Origin of the sequence: Rothia endophytica, from assembly GCF_928381505.1 — a bacterium.
Lineage (GTDB): Bacteria > Actinomycetota > Actinomycetes > Actinomycetales > Micrococcaceae > Rothia > Rothia endophytica_A.
The window spans coordinates 20670-38933 of record NZ_CAKMSJ010000002.1 but is presented as its reverse complement, the minus strand read 5'-3'; the positions used below and the strand labels follow the sequence as shown (position 1 = coordinate 38933).

The following is an 18264-nucleotide window of genomic DNA, read 5'->3' as shown; positions in this document are numbered from 1 at the left end:
GAAGTGTCACCATGACTAAGACCGAACTGCCCGAGCGTAAGAAGTACATTCTTTCCATCGACCAGGGCACCACCAGCTCACGCGCCATCCTCTTCACCAAGGCGGGCGAAATCAAATCAGTGGGCCAGCTAGAGCACGAACAGATTTTCCCTAAGGCAGGCTGGGTTGAGCATGACCCCCTCGAAATCTGGAAGAACGTGCGCCAGGCTGTTGGTGAGTGCTTGACTAAAGCTGAGGTCAACCACCACGAAATCGCTGCCGTCGGTATCACCAACCAGCGCGAAACCGCCGTGGTCTGGGACAAGACCACCGGTAAACCCATCTACAACGCCATCGTCTGGCAGGACACCCGCACCCAGAAAATCTGTGACGAGCTGGGCGGCGAAGAGGGCGCAGGTAAGTACCACGACATCGTAGGTCTGAACCTCGCCACCTACTTCTCAGGCCCCAAAATCAAGTGGATTCTGGATAACGTGGAGGGCGCCCGCGAAAAGGCAGAAGCCGGCGACCTACTCTTCGGCAACACCGATACTTGGGTGCTCTGGAACATCACCGGCGGCGTAAACGGCGGCGTGCATGTTACCGACGTGACCAACGCCTCCCGTACCCTGCTCATGAATATCAAGACTCTGGAGTGGGACGAGTCCATCGCTGCTGACATGAGCATCCCCATGAGCATGCTGCCCGAGATTAAGTCCTCTTCAGAGGTGTACGGCTACGGCCGCAAGAAGGGCCTACTCAATGGCACGCCCATCGCCGGCATCCTAGGCGACCAGCAGGCAGCGACCTTCGGTCAGGCCTGCTTCGAAAAGGGCATGGCGAAGAACACCTACGGCACCGGTAACTTCATGCTCATGAACACCGGCACCGAACCCGTGATCTCAGAAAACGGTCTGCTCACCACCGTTGCCTACAAGCTGGGCGACGCTGACCCGGTCTACGCCCTCGAAGGTTCAGTTGCAGTCTCCGGCTCCCTGATTCAGTGGCTACGCGATAACCTCCACATGATCGACAACGCTGCAGAGTCAGAAGAACTGGCAACCAGCGTAGAGAACACGGGCGGCGCCTACGTCGTTCCTGCCTTCTCTGGTCTCTTCGCACCCCACTGGCGCTCGGATGCCCGCGGTGTCATCGTTGGCCTCACCCGCTATGTCAACCGGGCCCACATCGTCCGCGCAGCCTTGGAGGCAACTGCCTTCCAGACTCGCGAGGTGCTGGATGCTATGAACGCTGACGCAGAGGCAGCCGGCACCAAGGTTTCCCTCGGAGAAGTGCGCGTGGACGGCGGCATGACCGCCAACGAGTTCCTCATGCAATTCCAGGCAGACCTCCTCGGCGTACCCGTGATCCGCCCCAAGGTCATCGAGACCACCGCTCTCGGTGCAGCCTACGCCGCCGGTATCGCCGTTGGTTTCTGGGACGGCGAGCAGGATGTCATCGACAACTGGGCAGAAGACAAGCGCTGGGAACCTGCAATGGACCAGGACGAAGTCGAACGCCAGTACCGCCTCTGGAAGAAGGCTGTAGCCCGCACCCTCGAATGGGTCGATGAGGACGTTGAGCAGGACTAGTCTCCAGCTGAAATCCCCATAAAAGTACCCGCTGTCTGCACAGACAGCGGGTACTTTTATTCAGGTCGGAAGGCTAAAGGGGGTTGCAGGCGCTCAGCACCGTGAAAGTGCCATTGCGGCCCAGCTGCTCCACCTCCTCAAAACGGTCTTCTAGCTGGGCGCGGTAGCGCAGGTGCGAATTATGCACCAGCAGCAGCTGCCCGTCCAGGGCCAGTAGCCGGGTGGCGGCGTCCAGCAAGGGACGCACCATAGTAGCATCCAATCTGGTGCCCTCGTGGAAGGGCGGGTTGAGCAGCAGCAGATCAAAGCTTCCCGACGCAGAACCAGCGGAAGCATCGTCCCAGGTGACGGTGACTGTCTGCTCCCCTGCTTTGTAGGGAGCCAGGGTCTGGGTAGCCGAACGCACGGCGTCCGCATCCAGATCGGTGGCGGTGAGCACCAAGGGCAGGCTGAGTTCTTGCGCCCGGTGCAGCAGTCGCAGGGATACTGAGCCGTTGCCGCAGCCCAAATCAAGGACGCGCACAGCTTCACCGCCAGCAGACCGCGGTAGCTGAGGGAGCAGGTCGCAGGCAATATCTGCCAGGTAGGCTCCCCCGCGGTCCTCACGGCCACCGGAGAAAACACCACCCAGACCCAGCAGAGTGCCTGCCGCTATCTGGGTCTCTTCGGCGGTATGGGCCAGAACGCTCTGGCGAGGTGCCTTTGCTAGCAGGGCACGAAACTTGCCCTGACCGCGTCCAGCCCAGACCTCACCAAAGCTTTGCTCTAGCACTGTGTTCATGGTGCGGGTCATGTGCTTGGTGTTGCCGCCCAGGCAGAGCGAAAACTCGGTAGTAGCCAGGGCGCTGTGGCGGGCCAGAGCACGGCTCCAGTCATCCAGGGCTGACAAGGTTTTGGGGAGGCGCCCCAGTGCCAGGGTGGGCTTCAGCGAACATTCCGCTAGAGCTGTTTCGAGGTCCAGCGCTTCGGTGTCCAGTCCAGCAACTACTAGTCGAGCTACGGCATCTTGCCCCAGACCTTCCAGCAGCCGGTCAGCCAAGGTGCGCATAGCGCGGGCCTGTTGGTAGGAGCGAGAACGTACCAGCACCCTGCGAGCCGTGTCGGTCTCAGCGAGAACTGTAGCTAGAGCATGCAGAGTCAACGCCCCGCTGCTGTCTTCTAGCACCACGATATCGCCGGCATCCACACCGGTGAGTTGCCGGTCAGCGCCCCTGAGAATCAGGCGGTCCAGAGCTTCAGCGCGTTCATCGGCTGCAACTACAAGGTTCTTCAACATATCGATACCTCGCTTAGCTGCAGCAGGTGCCAAATTCTCCCGCCAGGTCGTTGACGCGCTCACGCAGGTCATCGCGCAGCTTGTCCATGCGGGCATCACCCTTAGCACCAAAGACTGATGGGTCGATGATGTTCCAGCGCACGTATTTGACGCCTTCGAGTTCAGGGGTAACGGCATCCCCCACCGTGACGACCAAGTCAGCTGAGCGCTGCATGTCGTCGGTCAACTGGGTGGGCGTTTTGGAGGCCATATCCGCCCCAATCTTTGCCAGGGAGGCAGCCGCCTGCCCATTGACGGCATCAGCTGGGGTAAGGCCCGCTGAGATAGCGGTAAAGACGTGGGGCACGTCTAGGGCTGCCAGAGCGGCAGCCATCTGGGACTTGCCGCCGTTGGTATTGCAAACAAAAAGTACGGTGGGGTGAGTATGTGCCATAAGGGCTAGTCTACGCGGTTGTGCAGCGGGGCGGGAGCCCACTGAATCGGCTAAGGCTGCCCCGGCTCTCCTTGTCCTTGAACAATATGCTGGCGCAAAAGGCAAGACCGCCCTGGCTCAAACGCTCCAGTGAAGCAGGAACCTCATCGTGGCTGATGATGTTCATCGGAGGGTTCAGATCCCCGGAACTCATCATCTCGTAGAGAGCTTCGAGGTCTTCCTTGGTGCCTGACTTTGAACCCAGTATGTTGAGCTGCTTGATAGTGATGGGCTAGGTATTCAAGTCAGCGTAGTCAACGACGACGTCCAAGCCCATACCCTTGAAGTCGTTGATGTTTTTAGCGGCCCCTACCATCACGTCAACAACGGCTTCGCCGTCACCAGCCCTGCCATGTCACGTGTCACAATAGAGTTATGAGTGAAACTGACCTGCCCCAGCGCATCTACGGTATCTTTGAGTCACCTCTAGGGGGCATGTACCTGGTTGCAGAAAATGAAGCGATCATTGGTGCTTATTTTGAAGGTCAGGCGCACTTTCCCATGGCTCGTGATTTAGGCGAACGCAAAGACCTCACCGACCACCCGGTCTTGGCACAGGCAGCTCGAGAGCTTACAGAATACTTCGATGGCACCCGCACCACCTTTGAGGTCGCTTTGCACCCCGAAGGCACCGACTTTCAGTTAGCGGTTTGGGAGCATCTCAAGGGCATCGCCTACGGTTACACCACCACCTACGGAGCCATTAGCAAGGTGGTGGGCCCGCATGCACCTGCGCAGGCGGTTGGCCAGGCGGTAGGCCGTAATAAGTGCTCTATCTTCATCCCCTGCCATCGCGTCCTATCAGCTGACGGGAAGTTGACCGGTTACGCCGGTGGGCTGGACCGCAAAGAATTTCTGCTGGATTTGGAGTCCCCTTCAGCTGAAGAAAAGGGTCAGCTCTTCTAGTGGTCGACGCCCTCTTTACTGATAGCTTCTTGCCCCGCCAGCCGCAGGAGCTGGCGCCCGGCGTTGTTCACCTGCCCGGCTGGCTCACCGCTGAGCAGCAGGATTTTCTGGTTGCTCAGTTCCACCGCTGGGGTGCTGGCAGCATACCGCCTCACCACCCCGAAATTTACGGTAAGAAAATGTCGGTTAAGCTAACCTCCCTAGGCTGGCACTGGAGCAACTACAGCTACAGCCAGTCAGCACCAGAATTTGGTGGACGCGCGCCATCCCCGGTGCCAGATTGGCTGGTGGGGGTGGGCAGAAAGGCACTTCAGGACGCCTATAGCAGCTCTCACACCAGCTACTGGCCCCAGCTTTCCGAGGCTGAGTTAGCAGCCTGGGCTGAGACCTACAGCCCGGATATGGCACTTATCAATTACTACGCTCCGGGGACGTCCATGGGCATGCACCAGGATAAAGAGGAGCGTTGCAGTGCCCCGGTCGTCTCGCTTTCCATTGGCCAGACGGCGCTGTTCAGAGCGGGCAATACCGAAACAAAAACCAGGCCCTACCAAGACATTCTGCTCGCCTCCGGTGATCTTCTGGTCTTTGGTGGGCCCAGCCGTTTCATGTATCACGGGGTGCCCAAGCTTCTGGAGGGCACTACCCCACCCGGCTGCCTGCTACCGGAGGGGCGCATCAACATCACCCTGCGCGTCACGGGTCTGCACCCACCTGAGAAACAGTCCGAGAGTATTCTCAGGGCAGAAGGAGAATGAGATATGAGCAAACCAGGTGCAGATGGGCTGGTTCGGCCAGACTGGGCTGAAGCCGATGAGCTGATGCGGCTCTACTACGATACCGAGTGGGGTATGCCGGTCACCGATGAACGCGGTGTCTTTGAGAGGCTCTGTTTAGAGGGTTTCCAGGCGGGGCTGTCCTGGCGCACGATTCTTACCAAAAGGGATGCTTTCAGGGAGCTTTTTGCCGGATTTCAGCCCGAGAAGGTAGCAGCTTTCACCGATGAGGACGTAGAACGGTTGGCTGCTGATGCCCGCATTATTCGCCATCGAGGTAAGATCCGGGCAGCCATTTCTAACGCTAGGGCCACGCTCAGATTACGTGAACTAACTTCTCTTCAAAAACCGGATGGCAGCAGTATTCCCTTACAGGACAGGACGCTGGCTAACGGCCAGCAGGTAGAGCCGGGCTTAGCCGCCCTCATTTGGTCTTTTCAGCCCTCAAGTACCTATATGCCCCGCACCATTTCTGACATACCTACACACAGTGATACCTCAGTTCACCTGGCAAAAACCCTCAAAAAGCAGGGGTTTAAATTTATTGGCCCTACTAGCGCTTTTGCCCTCATGGAAGCCATCGGCCTGGTTGATACCCATCTGCTGGCATCCCATCGACGCGGCTCGTCGAGGCTGTGGGAACCGAGCGGGCAAGCGCGTTAGACTGGTGGAAACCCCGAAAGGCTAAGAATGCACCTGCTGCAGTATGCGCAGAAAACCTTCACTATCCCCCTAGACGAGCAGCCCCTGACCGAAGCCGATCTTTGTCTGCTCAACGAGCTAGCCTACCTACCGCTGGACGATATCGCAGAGGATCATCGTGGCTTTGCCCGGGGTATCTCAGCAGCCCAGATTTACCAGGAGTTCGTCACCGACAGCACCCTGCGGACCAACTGGTTTCTTGCCACCAAGCAGCGTCTGCAATTGCTCAAACTGGTAGCCACTTCACCCCGTTTTGCTGCCCTGCGTTTCTTCGATTACAGGGCACATTTAGACGCCACCGAGCAGGTTCAGTTTGCGGCGCTCACCCTGGTGGTTCCTGGGGTCTTCAGGCAAGTCGTGTTTCGAGGAACCGATGACTCTTTGATTGGCTGGAAGGAAGATTTCCACCTGGCAGCGCAGAAGGATATCCCCGCCCAGCTCTTAGCGGTCACTTATCTGGAAGACAACCTCAAGCAGGCTGCCTCCACCCCCATCTATGTGACCGGCCATTCCAAGGGCGGTCACCTTGCTGTATTCGCAACTTCCGCCCAGCCGCAGGAGCTAGAAAGACGGGTGGAAAGCGTCCTAGCCTTCGATGCCCCCGGCTTCACCGAGGCTTTTCTGAAGAACCCGGGGTATCTACGCCTGCTCCCTAAAATTAGGGACTTTATGCCCGAGGACAGCATCGTGGGCCGGCTCATGTTCCGTAAAACCCAGCAAGAGGTAGTAGCAAGCGGCGGTATCGGTCTCATGCAGCATTCAGTCTTTTTCTGGCAGGTCGATGAGACGGGCACCTTCGAACCTAAGGACGCCACTACCAGTGCCAGCGAGCGTGTGGCGAAGGTGACCGGTGAGTGGCTGACCCGCCATGCGCCGGAAGATATCGAAAAGGTGGTGGATGCCTGTTTCGATCTTGCCATGGGTGAGGGCTATGGCAGCCTGCTCGATATTGGGGTCAAGGTGCTCCCCTTTATCCAGCTCATGCGCACCAAGACTGCGGAGCTTGAGCCGGAGACCGCTGAACTGGTGAGCCGGTTAGCGGATGACTATGTGCAGCTGTGGAAGGAACAGAAGAAAGCTGAAAAGCAGCAGGTTAAAGAGAGCCGGGCTGTACCGGCCTGGTTAGCAGCCCCACCTAAGTTCCCTCAAAAAATCCTGGCACAGCAAGCAACGAAAACCGCTGTTCCACTAGGCTTACAGAAACTACTGGAACGAGATGCTGCACCGGCGCCGGCAGAGACAACAGAGAAAAAGCCAGGTGCCTAGCTGGTTGCTAGGCACCTGGCACTTAGTCACGCTCGGCGGTACCGATGCATTCTAGGGTTTACTCCCCGAGGGTTTACTCCCCTAAGCGACGCTGACGCGCACGCCGGTGCTGGGGCGGGTCAGCAGCTGGGTCATGCTGAAGGTGGTGTCATCGGCTTCCTGGGCGATGGTCACATTGTCAGCTGAGAGCGCTGCGATGGTAGAGGACAGAGCCGCCACGCCGATTTTCTCGCCGGGGCAACGGTGCCCGTCCTGCACGCTGCCGCCGCCCTGGGGCAAGAAGCCCTTGACCTGCTCGTAGTCCTCAATATCCAAGAAACGCTGGGGGTTGAACTCGCTGGGGTTCTCCCAGACCTTGGGTGAGGTGTGGGTTCCCAGGATGTCCATGAGGACGCGCTGGCCCTTCTGAACGGGGCAGCCCGAGACCTCGGCGTCCTTAGTGACAAAGCCAGGTAGCATGGGCACGAAGGGGTAGACTCGTCGGGTTTCCTGGGCAAAGGCAGTGGCAATCGGCAGGTTGATGAGGCGGCCGCCGTTTTCTTCAACCTCAGCCTTCACCTTCTGCGCCCACTCTGGGTTCTGTACCAGAGCCACGGCAGCAAAAGCAGCGAAGCGAGAGACAGCCACGGTGGGGCGGGTCAGGTTTTGCAGCTCGATACCGGCTAACTTAGCGGAAACCAGCTCGCCCTTTTCATCGCGCAAATCAGCCATGTGTTGCACAACGGAGTCGGCGTCAACGGTGGTGGCACCTGAGCGCACACCCTCAATGAGCGCTTCAGCCCACTTATCCAGTTTCTTGCGGTCAATCCAGGCCAGAACGTTCTGCTTAACCTCACCGAAAGTATCTAGCAGGTGGCTCATCTGGGTGGCGCGCTTATTCAGTTCTTCATCGGATGCCGGTACGCCGGCCCAGCGGAAGGCTGCACGGCCGTAGGCTACGGCAACATCATCGTAGACGTTCCCTGGCTTAGTCTTCCAGCGCTCGATGACGGCCTTCATTTCTTCTTCTACGTACTCGCGGAAGGCATCTACTCGGGTGTCCTCGTAGGCCATGGCTACCATGGCTGCCTTGCGCACCTTGTGGGCTTCGCCATCGAGGGTGTGCACGGCGCCTTCACCAAAGAGAGGGCCCTGCACTAAGGAGGGCATAGCACCATCGCGTTTGATGATGCTCTCATCATAGAAGAAATCCACGGCGTCCTCACCGCGAATGATGGTTGCCTTGCCGCCCAGGGCATTGATGGTAACCGGGCAGTGCGAATCAGCTGGCAGACCTGCCTTGCTGCGCTGACGGGAAGCAAAGAGATAGCCGTCCTTGAAAAAGGTAAGAAGCTGGTCTTTGAGGGGGTTTTGCTTAATGGTGATGCTCATACAAAAAGTCTACTTTCTTTTGTAGGTTTAGAGCGCACCCTCACCTTCGTGTTACTTGTGAGTAATTTGTCTTTGCCGTTCAATTTAATCTTCAATTTTTTATGAAGTGCGACGAGCAACAATTAAACAGTCATCGATGGTTGCGGGGGTACCATCTGCGCTAAAAATGTCACGGGTGATGAGTTCAGCGCGCACCACCTCCCAGCCCTCAGCATCCAAACCTAGGTTGCGCCGTTCGTCCTCTGGGGTAATAAAGTGACCGGGGATTTCACCTTTGTACCAGCTAGGTGGCGACGCGTGGGAAATAAGCACTAGGTGACCGCCGGGCACTAATTGACCGGCAGCCTTTTTAACAATTTCATCCCGAGCCAAAAAGACCGGGGATTGAAAGAAACTCGCGGTAACCAGATGAAAGGTTTCTGCCTCAGCAGGCTGCCAGTCTTGCGCGTTGTGCGCCCTAAAGTGAGCCCTTTCCACCAGTCCCCTAGCTTGAGCTTCTGCCCGGGCGCGCTCAACCGCTATATTAGAGATTTCAAACCCGGTGGCCTGCCATCCCTGCTCTGCCATCCAGAGCACGTCCCCACCTTCACCACATCCCAGATCAAGAGACCGGCCAGGTGGTAGCTCTGAAACAACAGCAGCCAGCGTCTGATTGACTTTCCCGGACCAGACTTGCTCTTTGGACGAGTACAGCCCGTTCCAAAATTCTAGAGGGTTTTCATGGGGGTCTACATCGAGCACGAGGTTTCCTTTCTGGGGTTTACTATCGGGTTCTAGCTTATCCCGCGCCATCCCCGCTCATCCCACTATTGAGAATAATTCGCAGTAGGCATACAAAAGAGGACGCCAGTCGCCTGCCCCGCCCAAGCGAAGCCGGCACCGGCGTCCTCACATGTTCTTCTTTAGAAGTACTAGGCTGGCATGATCATCGAGAGCACGAAAACCCAGAGGCAGAGAATTACAAGGAGAACTAAGGAGACTTTGATAGCTGCGTTAGTAATCTTTGATTCCTGCCCAGCCATGTTCACTGAAGCGGCCGCAATGGCAATAGACTGCGGCGAAACAATCTTCGCCATCACCCCACCGGCCGTATTAGCAGCCACCAGCAGCGAGGGGCTGGCACCAATCTGGGAGGCAGTGGTCGCCTGAAGACCTGCAAAAAGAGTGTTGTTATTGACCACTGATCCAGTCACAAACACACCAATCCAACCGATGACAGGTGAGAGCAGCGGGAAAACGGAACCAACTGCTGCCAGCGCTAGTGCCAGAGCAGAGGACATGCCACCGAAGTTCATCACATTAGCAACCGCCATCACCAGGCAGATCATGAGAATCGGCTTCCAGAGCTGCTTCCAGGCACCACCGAGTTCTTCGATGGCGGCCTTCCAGCTGATGGTAGAAATCAGAATGGTTATTAGTGCCGCGAAGAGAATAGCTGTACCCGATGCCGCAAAGCTGTTCCAGTTCCAGACAGCCTTCATGGCAGTTTCTTCAGCAACAATAGGGGCGACCTGGGAGATAGCACCGTGCAGGTTGGGCATCTGAACGGGAACGGTTGTCCAGTTCAATAGACCCGCAGCGGTGGTATCGGTGGCGGGGCGCACGAGGGTCTTGATCGTGGGTGTGCTCCACAGCAGAATCATGGCAGAAAGAATAATGAATGGGCTCCAGGCCTTGAAGATTCCAGTGAAGCTAAACCCGGAAGGGTTACTCCCCAGCTCTTCGAGACTGGGGGCGCCGGGCTCACGGTAAATGTAGGCAGGCTGCCACTTCATCATGATGAGAGCGAGAAGGACCAAGCCTAAAAGGTAAGGAATAATATCAGCCAGCTCAGGCCCCAGAGCTACCAGGACGCCAGACTGAACCGCCGAAATAACCACGCCCAGCCCCAGAGCAAGAAGACCGGTCTGCTTCAGGCCACGTAAACCGTCCAGCATCATGACCAGAAGGACGGGGATAAAGGCAGAAATAATCTGCAGAACCCACACCATCATGCCGTTAAGGTCGGCCTGGGGCACTCCAGAAACGGTTGAGCCCGTCAGCACAGGGATACCGATAGCACCATAGGCGCCGGAAGCTACGTTAGAGACCAGAGCGACCAGGCAAGCCTTGACTGGCTCAAAGCCTAGAGTTACCAGCAGGGCGGCGCAAATCGCGATGGGGATACCAAAGCCAGCCGCCCCTTCGAGAAAACCGCCGAAGCAGAAGGCAATAAGGAGCACCTGAATACGCTGATCAGCTGAAATCGCTGAGACCGAGCTACGGATAACCTCAAAGTTACCGGCTCGTACGGTGATGCGGTAGAGCCAAACAGCCATGAGTACGATCCATCCAATGGGCCACATACCCGAGAGGAATCCGTAACCGATAGCAGAAAGGGAAGACGCCGCGGGCATGCCAAAAACAAAAATGGCTAGAAGCACCGCTGATGCTAGCGACACTAAGGCTGCGTGGAGGCCTTTCATTTTGAGCACGGTAAGACCGAGCAAGAAAATAAGGATGGGAATGGAGGCTACGAGAGCTGAGAGAGCCTGATTATTCAGTGGGTCATAGACCTGCTGCCACATGTGGGTAGGTTTCCTTTTCTAGGAGCAACGTGTCGTTCTTGGGTAATAGTGTGTGTGCCTGGGGCACCTTCATCTCCTAAATTACCACTTATTCCAACATAAAATACGGATAAAACAACACAGACAGCCCTGCGATAACTGCTTTAAATTATGAAGATTCGGCACCTCCTCCACCCCCATTGAACTGACACTTCAACGATTGTTCATTAACACAAGTCAAAGCCATATTTTAGGGATAGCGCTCACCAATATGACCACCTTTTGGAGCTCCTGCACCCTAAGTCAATGTTCTTCGTCTCATTTCCAGGAGCAGATTCAGGTAGTCGGTAATGGAGACCAAAAGCCACATAAAACCATATTTGCGCTATTCTTTTCTGCCCTAATGTTCATTTATGCTTCAGTTACACACCCGTGTCTTGACTAGCCAAAGCAGTAAACTGAGTTTTATCCCCTTCCGTTTACTGGAGCCTACCTCCTCACGGGCTCACCTCACTCACATATCAAGGAAACCCTGATGACCTCTACCTCTAAGAAACACCTTTGGAAGGCACCAGCGCTGGCCGCATCTGCCTCCCTTATCATCAGCCCAATGATGGCTATACCCGCTTTCGCTGCGGAGACCACCAGTATCGCTGCCATCCAGGGTACCGAGGTTGCCAGCCCATTGGTCAACCAAACTGTCACCACCCGCGGTGTAGTAACTGCTGTCTACAACCAGGGTGACCTGAGAGGCTACTTTATTCAGACGCAGGGCACCGGAGCGGCAGGCACCACGGAAGGTGCTTCAGATGCGATTTTCATCTACTCACCCAACACCGTAGCTCAGGTCAGCCACGGCCAGTTCGTGGAGGTCACCGGCACCGTCTCAGAGTATTTTGGTCAAACTCAAATTACTGTAAACAGCCCAGCTCAGTTGCTCGTTCTAGCAGAACCTTTCTCACCGGTTACTCCGCTGGCTATCCCGCTGCCTGAGGACGAAACACAGCGTGAAGCACTTGAAGGTATGCTCTTGCAGCCCAACGGACCCATTACTGTCACCGATAACTACAACACCAACCGCTACGGTGAAATTGGCTTGGTCAACGGCACCCAGCCCCTGCGTACCGCTACCGATGTTGTAGCCCCGGGCGAAGCTGCTCTGGCCTATGAAGCCGAGAATGCTACTAAGGCATTCGTTTTAGATGACGGAGCCACCACAGACTACACACGCAGTAATAAGGACACCCCCCTGCCCTACCTCAGCACCAGTGACCCTTTGCGAGTCGGTGCGCAGGTGACCTTCAATAACCCTGTTGTGCTCTCCTACTCACACCAGATGTGGCGCCTTCAGCCCACCAGCCGCGTTACCGGTGATACTGACCCGGCAGCGCTACCAGCCTCCTGGTCCAATACCCGATACGAGGCACCGATCCTGGGGAGCCGTCAAACAGCATCCAGCTTCAACGTGTTGAACTACTTCACCACCGTGGGTGACACTGTAGCTGGTTGCAAGTTCTTTACCGACCGAGAGAATAACCCCATCACGGTGAGCGGCAGCTGTGCAGTGCGCGGCGCTGCCACTCTTGCCAGCTTTGAGCGGCAGGAATCCAAGATCGTTAAGGCAATCAACAAGATCAACACCTCGGTGCTCTCCCTGGAAGAGATTGAGAATAGCCTAGCCACCGGCGGCACTGACAGAGACGCTGCGCTAAAGACTCTCGTCTCTGCCCTCAACGAAGATGCTGGCTACGAAAAATGGGCCGCAGTTCCCTCACCCTCGCAACTTCCAGCTTCAGAAGATGTCATCCGCACCGCCTTCATCTACCAACCGGCGCAGGTGAGGACTGTAGGCGAATCAGTGATTTATGATGATCCCGCATTTAGCAACGCCCGTCAGCCGCTGGCTCAGGCCTTTGCTCCTGCAGATTCAACAGAAGACCACGGCCCCGAGGTCTTCGTAGCGATCGTCAACCACTTCAAATCAAAAGGCTCAGGTAGCGGTGAGAACGCTGATCAGAATGACGGCCAAGGCGCCTCCAACGCTTCACGTATGGCTCAGGCTGCTGCGCTGGTTGACTTCGCTCACGGCCAGCGTGAAACCGTAGCTACCGACAACGTAATGCTTATGGGAGACTTCAACTCCTATACCGAGGAAGATCCTATGCAGGTTCTTTACGAGGCGGGTTACACCAACCTGGGTAAGAAGTTTAATGCTGGTAACACTTACCTATTCGACGGCAGAGTAGGCTCCATAGACCATATCCTGGCTTCACCAGAGCTCACCGAGAAGGTTGAATCAGCACAGGTGTGGAACATCAACTCGGTGGAGCCAATCGCCCACGAATACAGCCGCTACAACTACAACATCACCAATCTCTATGAAGAGAACGAGTTCCGCTCCTCAGACCATGACCCCCTCCTCGTAGAGATGAACATTTATCCGCATGATGCCATTATGTTCACCGACGTGTCAGAGGGCGATCCTTTCCACAAAGAAATTGAGTGGATGGCTCAACACGGGATTACTAAAGGTTGGATTGAGGCTGACGGTACACGTACCTTCCGACCCAAGGAAGGCATACAGCGTGATGCTATGGCGGCTTTCTTCTATCGTCTAGCCGGCTCACCCGACGTCCAGTTGCCGGCGCAGCCTTCATTCTCTGATGTTCCCACGACCCACCCCTTCTATAAGGAAATCGAGTGGATGAAGGCAGAAGGTCTCACTAATGGTTGGCCTGATGGCACTTTCCGTCCGCATTCAGAGATTACCCGTGAAGCAACCGCAGCTTTCTTCTACCGCTACGCAGGTAGCCCTGAATACCAGGTACCAGCTCAATCAGGGTTCTCCGATATCAGCCCCTCGCACTATTTCTACAAAGAAATTACCTGGCTTCGCTCAACAGGTATCACCAACGGATGGGCTGAAGCTGACGGCTCTTGGACCTACCGGCCTTATACATCAGTTACCCGTGAAGCAACCGCGGCTTTCATTTACCGCTATGCGCATGAGGTAGAAAAGAAAGACTAGTGTAAATTAACCTAGTGCTAAGGGGGCAGACCTATTGGGGTCTGCCCCCTTAGTTGTGCCTGGTCCACCACATCAAGGTCAGAGTTTGACCCAGATGCCGGGCTTTTTATCGTGGGCCAAAGCCAAATCTTCAAGTGTGCGCTCTAGGCTAGTGACTCTAATGCCGGGCAAAAATACAGTGGTTTCGGTAGGCATATGAAGCCTCCCGTGATGGATTTTTAGCCCCTGGGACCGCACTCTGTGTGGGACATAAAGGTGCACATACTCAGGGACGCCGCTCGTGGGCAAACCGTGAATAAGAGCAGCTGTTTGGTGAGAAAAAATTGCTCCCGGAAGTGTGTCAGCTAGCCCGATGATACGCGCCAGATATTGCTCTTCTTCGGTGAGTTGAGCCCAATAACGGGTGCGCATGTATTTGCCCCGCGTCAAGCGTTGATAAACGCCCCGCCCCAATCTAGATTCAAAGGGATACCTGCCGCCCAGTTCCTCAAGAAGGTCTGTGTAATCAAGAACGTTGTCTGAAATATCTTTGAACTTAGTCATGACAGCAGGTTAGCCATGGCCCATGTAGACAGGGGCAGTATCGCCCCTCTGTGGATGAAGCGACACTACCCCTGCCGGTTGGTTTACTGGTGGCCGCAGATCAACGGTGAAAAGAAGACAGGTTGATGACTAGTCTTACCTAGTTATCAACAGTTCTTCTTCACCGTGTGATCCGGCCACAGTAGATCGGCTAGCCGCGGTAGGCAACTCCTGCCAGCGGAGTGGTTTCAAAGTTCCACATGGTCACCTTTCGTACCCTTAATTCGCTACGTTGTGCTGTGCGAGACGTAGGATAGCCTCCCCAGTTTCCACCTGCCTGCAGGCAGATTCGTAGATCAAAGGGGGTACGAGCCGGGTAAGCAGCTCCCCACGCTTTGGGCCTATCAGCACGAGTGATGCGATGAATTTCTTTGCGATCCAGATAAATGATGATTTCCTGGTCGCTCTTGAACATGCCGTAGGTGTGGAAGTGGGTGCTCAGAGGTGTATCAGTTTTAGGGCTGTGCTTACCGGAGTGTTTGTACTGAAGGTTAGACTTTGCTAGAGCGCGGTTTTGCGTGAAGTGAATACTTGATGTGAACCCTTCAGCACGAGATTCGCGGGCCTGGTCGCCAATATGTCCAAAGGCTTCAGCGGGATCAATCTCACCGCCTGAAGCACCAGAAAAAGGGCGTGACCAAATACCGCTCCATACACCGCCACTGATGTTAGCCGCTGCAGGAAGGATTGCCTCCACCTCATAGGCGCCGTAGGTGAAACCGTAGGCTGGCTTAGTAGAAATCCAGCCAGTATCCCACCAGCGCTGCGTTGTATCCCCACTAAAGGTACGAGGGCTAGAGCGCTTACTCATGGCCACCACCAGCTCGTTATTGCGAACGGAAACCTGCTTTCCGCGGATTACACCACGGTCATATTTAACGTAATCATCGTGTTGAGCTCCCCACACATTCCATACTTTAGTGTTTATACCGTTACGGAAGGTATCAACATAAACGGGCTTCAGCGCGAGTACTGAAGATTTCATTGGAGTCCCCCTGAAAAAGACTAGGTATCGGCATATGTAGCCAACCTAGCCCTGTAATTGTAGCTAAACCGTTTGTTTACAAATGGGGTGCAAAAAAGCCCCTCTCACTAGTTTATCCTAGCGAGAGGGGCTTTGTCTGTCGGGTTGACAGGATTTGAACCTGCGACCCCTTGACCCCCAGTCAAGTGCGCTACCAAGCTGCGCCACAACCCGATTGTCTCTGTTAAGCCTTGCGGCTTCCCTGAGCACTCGTATTACTATACACAGTTTTTTCTGACTGTGCCAAATTCTGCGAGGCCCTTTTTAGGAGTTTTACGACGCGTTCTCCATCACACCTAAACCTGCCTAAGCAGTGAATTATTCTCCAAGAAAGAAAGCCGGGGTAGAGCTCATAAAGAGCCCCACCCCGGCACATTAATAAAGGTTCCTGTCTTCAGCCCTAGCGGCGTCCACCCTTAGAACCCTTGCCAGCCTGACGCTCACCGAGAGTGCGGCGCTCGCGCACTCGCATGGTGATTTCAATGGGAGTGCCGGTGAAGTCGAAGGTTTCACGCAGGCGGCGCTGGATGAAGCGGCGGTAGCCGGGATCCAGGAAGCCGGTGGTGAAGAGAACGAACTTGGGCGGGCGGGATGAAACCTGGGTGCCAAAGAGGATGCGGGGCTGCTTACCGCCACGCAGGGGGTGCGGGTGGGCAGCCACGATCTCACCCAGGAAGGCATTGAGGCGACCGGTGGGGATGCGGGAGTCCCAGCTGTCCAGAGAGTGTTCCAGCGCGGGAACCAGCTTGTCCTTGTGCCAGCCGGTTTTTGCCGAGATGTTGACGCGGGGTGCCCACTTGATATGGGCCAGATCGCGGTCAATTTCGCGCTCTAGCAGTTCACGGCGGTCTTCATCGAGGGTGTCCCACTTATTGAAGGCCAGAACCATAGCACGGCCTGAATCGATACCCATCTGGATGATGCGAACGTCCTGCTCAGAAATCGGCTCTGAAACATCCAGCAGTACCACGGCTACCTCAGCGCGCTCGATGGCGGTCTGGGTGCGCAGCGAGGCGTAGAAGTCTGCGCCCTTGGCCATGTGGACGCGGCGGCGGATACCGGCGGTGTCCACGAAACGCCAGGGGCGTCCGCCCAGCTCCACGATTTCATCCACGGGGTCACGGGTGGTGCCCGCAAGTTCGTTGACCACGGCACGCTCTTCGCCGGCCAGCTTGTTCAGCAGCGAGGACTTACCAACGTTGGGTCGACCGATCAGGGCGACGCGGCGGGGGCCGCCGAGAGCTTCGGGCTCAGCGTACTGGGAGTGCTCGGGCATAACCTCTAGCACAGCGTCGAGCAGGTCGGCCAGACCGCGGCCGTGCAGGCCGGAGACCGGGTAGGGTTGGCCCATGCCCAGCGACCAGAGAGCGTGTGCGTCGGGCTCCTGGTGGGTGTCATCAATCTTGTTGGCAATCAGCAAGATGGGCTTGTCCACGCGGCGCAGCATGCGCACAATGGCCTCATCGGTTGCCGAAATGCCGACCAGGGCGTCAACCACCAGCAGTACAACATCGGCGTGAGCCACAGCGATTTCTGCCTGTGCAGCAACCTGAGCGTCAATGCCCTTAGCGTCGGCTTCCCAACCACCGGTATCAACAAGGGTGAAATCCTTGCCAGACCATTCGGCTTTGTAAGAAACGCGGTCACGGGTGACACCGGGCTTATCTTCAACCACTGCTTCGCGGCGGCCCAGAATACGGTTGATGATGGTGGATTTACCGACGTTGGGGCGACCGACAATCGCAACCACAGGGTCAGCTTCCTGGTCATCGTCCTCATCCATGTTGAAGCCCCAGGTGCCCAGCATGGCGCGGTCTTCTTCGTTGAGGTCGTAGTCCTGCAGGCCTGCTAGCAGGGCTTCAGCGCGCTGGTCAGCAGTTTCATCATCAATCTCAGCTAGGCGTTCTGAGACATCATCTTCACCGCCGCCCAGAAATTTTACTTCGTAGTCATCATGGGGTGCTTGTTCTTCTGCCATGTGCCTCTCCTTCTATCCCCGCTGCGGCACGTGCCGCAGCAGCTTCTTCGTTCTTGTGTAGTCTAATCGATGGGGCGAACGGGCTCGCCGTTAGCGGCCCAAAGCAGTATTAACTGCCGCAATCACTGCATCGATGGTTTCTTCAAAGTTCAGGTCGCTGGAATCCACCAGGGTGACACCGGGCGCTGCTTCGGTGAAGCTAGTGGTCTTAGAATCCTTCTTGTCACGCTCTGAAACCTGGTTAGCCAGCTGATCCTTGTTCTGGGTACCACCCAGCTGAAGGCCGCGGCGAGCCAGACGCACCTCTTCACTTGCGGTGAGCAGCACACGGGCGTCCGCATCGGGGGCTACCACGGTGGTGATATCGCGCCCTTCAGCTACCATGCCGTTCTTTGCCTCGGCGATAAAGCGACGCTGCAGGTCAATCAGAATCTGGCGTACTTCTAGGTTGGAAGCAACCGATGAAACAGCTTCAGAGATACGAGGCTCGCGGATCGATTCTCGTACATCCACTCCCCCCACCTCAATGATCTCTTCATCGGGGCTGGTGCCCTGCACGTAAGGGAAGGTGCGAGCGGCAGCAACTAGCGCTGCGGCGTCCTCTAGGTCCACCTTGTCTTCCAGGCAGTACCAGGTCAGGGCACGGTACATAGCACCGGTGTCCAGGTATTCCAGATTGAAGTGGCGGGCAACTGCCTTAGATACCGAGCTTTTGCCCGAGCCCGAGGGGCCATCGATTGCAATAACAAGTGTGTCAGTCATAGTT

General features: G+C 56.2%; 15 protein-coding genes and 1 tRNA gene. 6 read left to right on the top strand and 10 right to left on the bottom strand.

Annotation, left to right across the window (positions count from 1 at the left end):
- The first annotated feature begins 11 nt into the window (after positions 1–11).
- Positions 12–1571 (top strand): glycerol kinase GlpK, encoded by a 1560-nt coding sequence (gene glpK, locus L6990_RS02315; RefSeq protein WP_237202467.1) that lies wholly within the window; start codon positions 12–14, stop codon positions 1569–1571.
- A 73-nt stretch (positions 1572–1644) separates the two neighbouring features.
- Here the strand turns inward: glpK and L6990_RS02310 are convergent, their stop codons facing one another.
- Both L6990_RS02310 and L6990_RS02305 read right to left on the bottom strand, forming a co-directional pair.
- Positions 1645–2847 carry a class I SAM-dependent methyltransferase gene (locus L6990_RS02310; protein WP_237202466.1) on the bottom strand — a complete coding sequence of 401 codons (1203 nt, stop codon included), beginning with the start codon at positions 2845–2847 and terminating at the stop codon, positions 1645–1647.
- Positions 2848–2860: 13 nt separating this feature from the next.
- Entirely contained in the window at positions 2861–3280 is a 420-nt protein-coding gene (locus L6990_RS02305) for an arsenate-mycothiol transferase ArsC (protein ID WP_237202465.1), read from the bottom strand.
- A gap of 414 nt (positions 3281–3694) precedes the next feature.
- Between L6990_RS02305 and L6990_RS02300 the strand changes: the two genes are divergently transcribed.
- Genes L6990_RS02300 through L6990_RS02285 form a run of 4 tightly spaced genes read left to right on the top strand, consistent with a single transcriptional unit; the run spans position 3695 to position 6969 of the window.
- Positions 3695–4225, top strand: a complete 531-nt coding sequence (locus tag L6990_RS02300; protein ID WP_237202464.1) for a methylated-DNA--[protein]-cysteine S-methyltransferase — start codon at positions 3695–3697, stop codon at positions 4223–4225.
- Positions 4225–4983, top strand: coding sequence for an alpha-ketoglutarate-dependent dioxygenase AlkB family protein (locus tag L6990_RS02295; protein ID WP_237202463.1), 759 nt, complete (start codon positions 4225–4227; stop codon positions 4981–4983). Before L6990_RS02300 ends, L6990_RS02295 begins: the two co-directional genes overlap by 1 nt.
- A gap of 3 nt (positions 4984–4986) precedes the next feature.
- Positions 4987–5664: a DNA-3-methyladenine glycosylase I gene (locus L6990_RS02290; protein WP_237202462.1), complete on the top strand. Its 678-nt coding sequence runs from the start codon at positions 4987–4989 to the stop codon at positions 5662–5664.
- 27 nt (positions 5665–5691) lie between these two features.
- On the top strand, positions 5692–6969 hold the full coding sequence (locus tag L6990_RS02285; protein ID WP_237202461.1) for an Mbeg1-like protein: 1278 nt from the start codon (positions 5692–5694) through the stop codon (positions 6967–6969).
- 81 nt (positions 6970–7050) lie between these two features.
- Here L6990_RS02285 and L6990_RS02280 read toward each other — a convergent pair whose 3' ends face one another.
- The 3 genes from L6990_RS02280 to L6990_RS02270 all read right to left on the bottom strand — a co-directional run bounded on the left by L6990_RS02280 (position 7051) and on the right by L6990_RS02270 (position 10907).
- On the bottom strand, positions 7051–8340 hold the full coding sequence (locus L6990_RS02280; RefSeq protein ID WP_237202460.1) for a cytochrome P450: 1290 nt from the start codon (positions 8338–8340) through the stop codon (positions 7051–7053).
- Between the two features lie 99 nt (positions 8341–8439).
- Positions 8440–9081 carry a class I SAM-dependent methyltransferase gene (locus L6990_RS02275; protein ID WP_237202459.1) on the bottom strand — a complete coding sequence of 214 codons (642 nt, stop codon included), beginning with the start codon at positions 9079–9081 and terminating at the stop codon, positions 8440–8442.
- Positions 9082–9251: 170 nt separating this feature from the next.
- Complete coding sequence (locus tag L6990_RS02270) at positions 9252–10907, bottom strand: L-lactate permease (protein WP_237202458.1); 1656 nt, start codon at positions 10905–10907, stop codon at positions 9252–9254.
- Between the two features lie 514 nt (positions 10908–11421).
- Here L6990_RS02270 and L6990_RS02265 point away from each other — a divergent pair.
- Entirely contained in the window at positions 11422–13914 is a 2493-nt protein-coding gene (locus L6990_RS02265) for an ExeM/NucH family extracellular endonuclease (protein WP_237202457.1), read from the top strand.
- A 78-nt stretch (positions 13915–13992) separates the two neighbouring features.
- Here the strand turns inward: L6990_RS02265 and L6990_RS02260 are convergent, their stop codons facing one another.
- The 5 genes from L6990_RS02260 to cmk all read right to left on the bottom strand — a co-directional run bounded on the left by L6990_RS02260 (position 13993) and on the right by cmk (position 18260).
- Positions 13993–14457 carry a hypothetical protein gene (locus tag L6990_RS02260; RefSeq protein WP_237202456.1) on the bottom strand — a complete coding sequence of 155 codons (465 nt, stop codon included), beginning with the start codon at positions 14455–14457 and terminating at the stop codon, positions 13993–13995.
- A 190-nt stretch (positions 14458–14647) separates the two neighbouring features.
- Positions 14648–15481: a glycoside hydrolase family 16 protein gene (locus L6990_RS02255; protein ID WP_237202455.1), complete on the bottom strand. Its 834-nt coding sequence runs from the start codon at positions 15479–15481 to the stop codon at positions 14648–14650.
- 139 nt (positions 15482–15620) lie between these two features.
- A tRNA-Pro gene (locus L6990_RS02250) sits at positions 15621–15694 on the bottom strand.
- 226 nt (positions 15695–15920) lie between these two features.
- Positions 15921–17498 (bottom strand): ribosome biogenesis GTPase Der, encoded by a 1578-nt coding sequence (gene der, locus L6990_RS02245; RefSeq protein WP_237202454.1) that lies wholly within the window; start codon positions 17496–17498, stop codon positions 15921–15923.
- A 90-nt stretch (positions 17499–17588) separates the two neighbouring features.
- On the bottom strand, positions 17589–18260 hold the full coding sequence (gene cmk / locus L6990_RS02240; protein WP_237202453.1) for a (d)CMP kinase: 672 nt from the start codon (positions 18258–18260) through the stop codon (positions 17589–17591).
- Positions 18261–18264 lie beyond the last annotated feature (4 nt).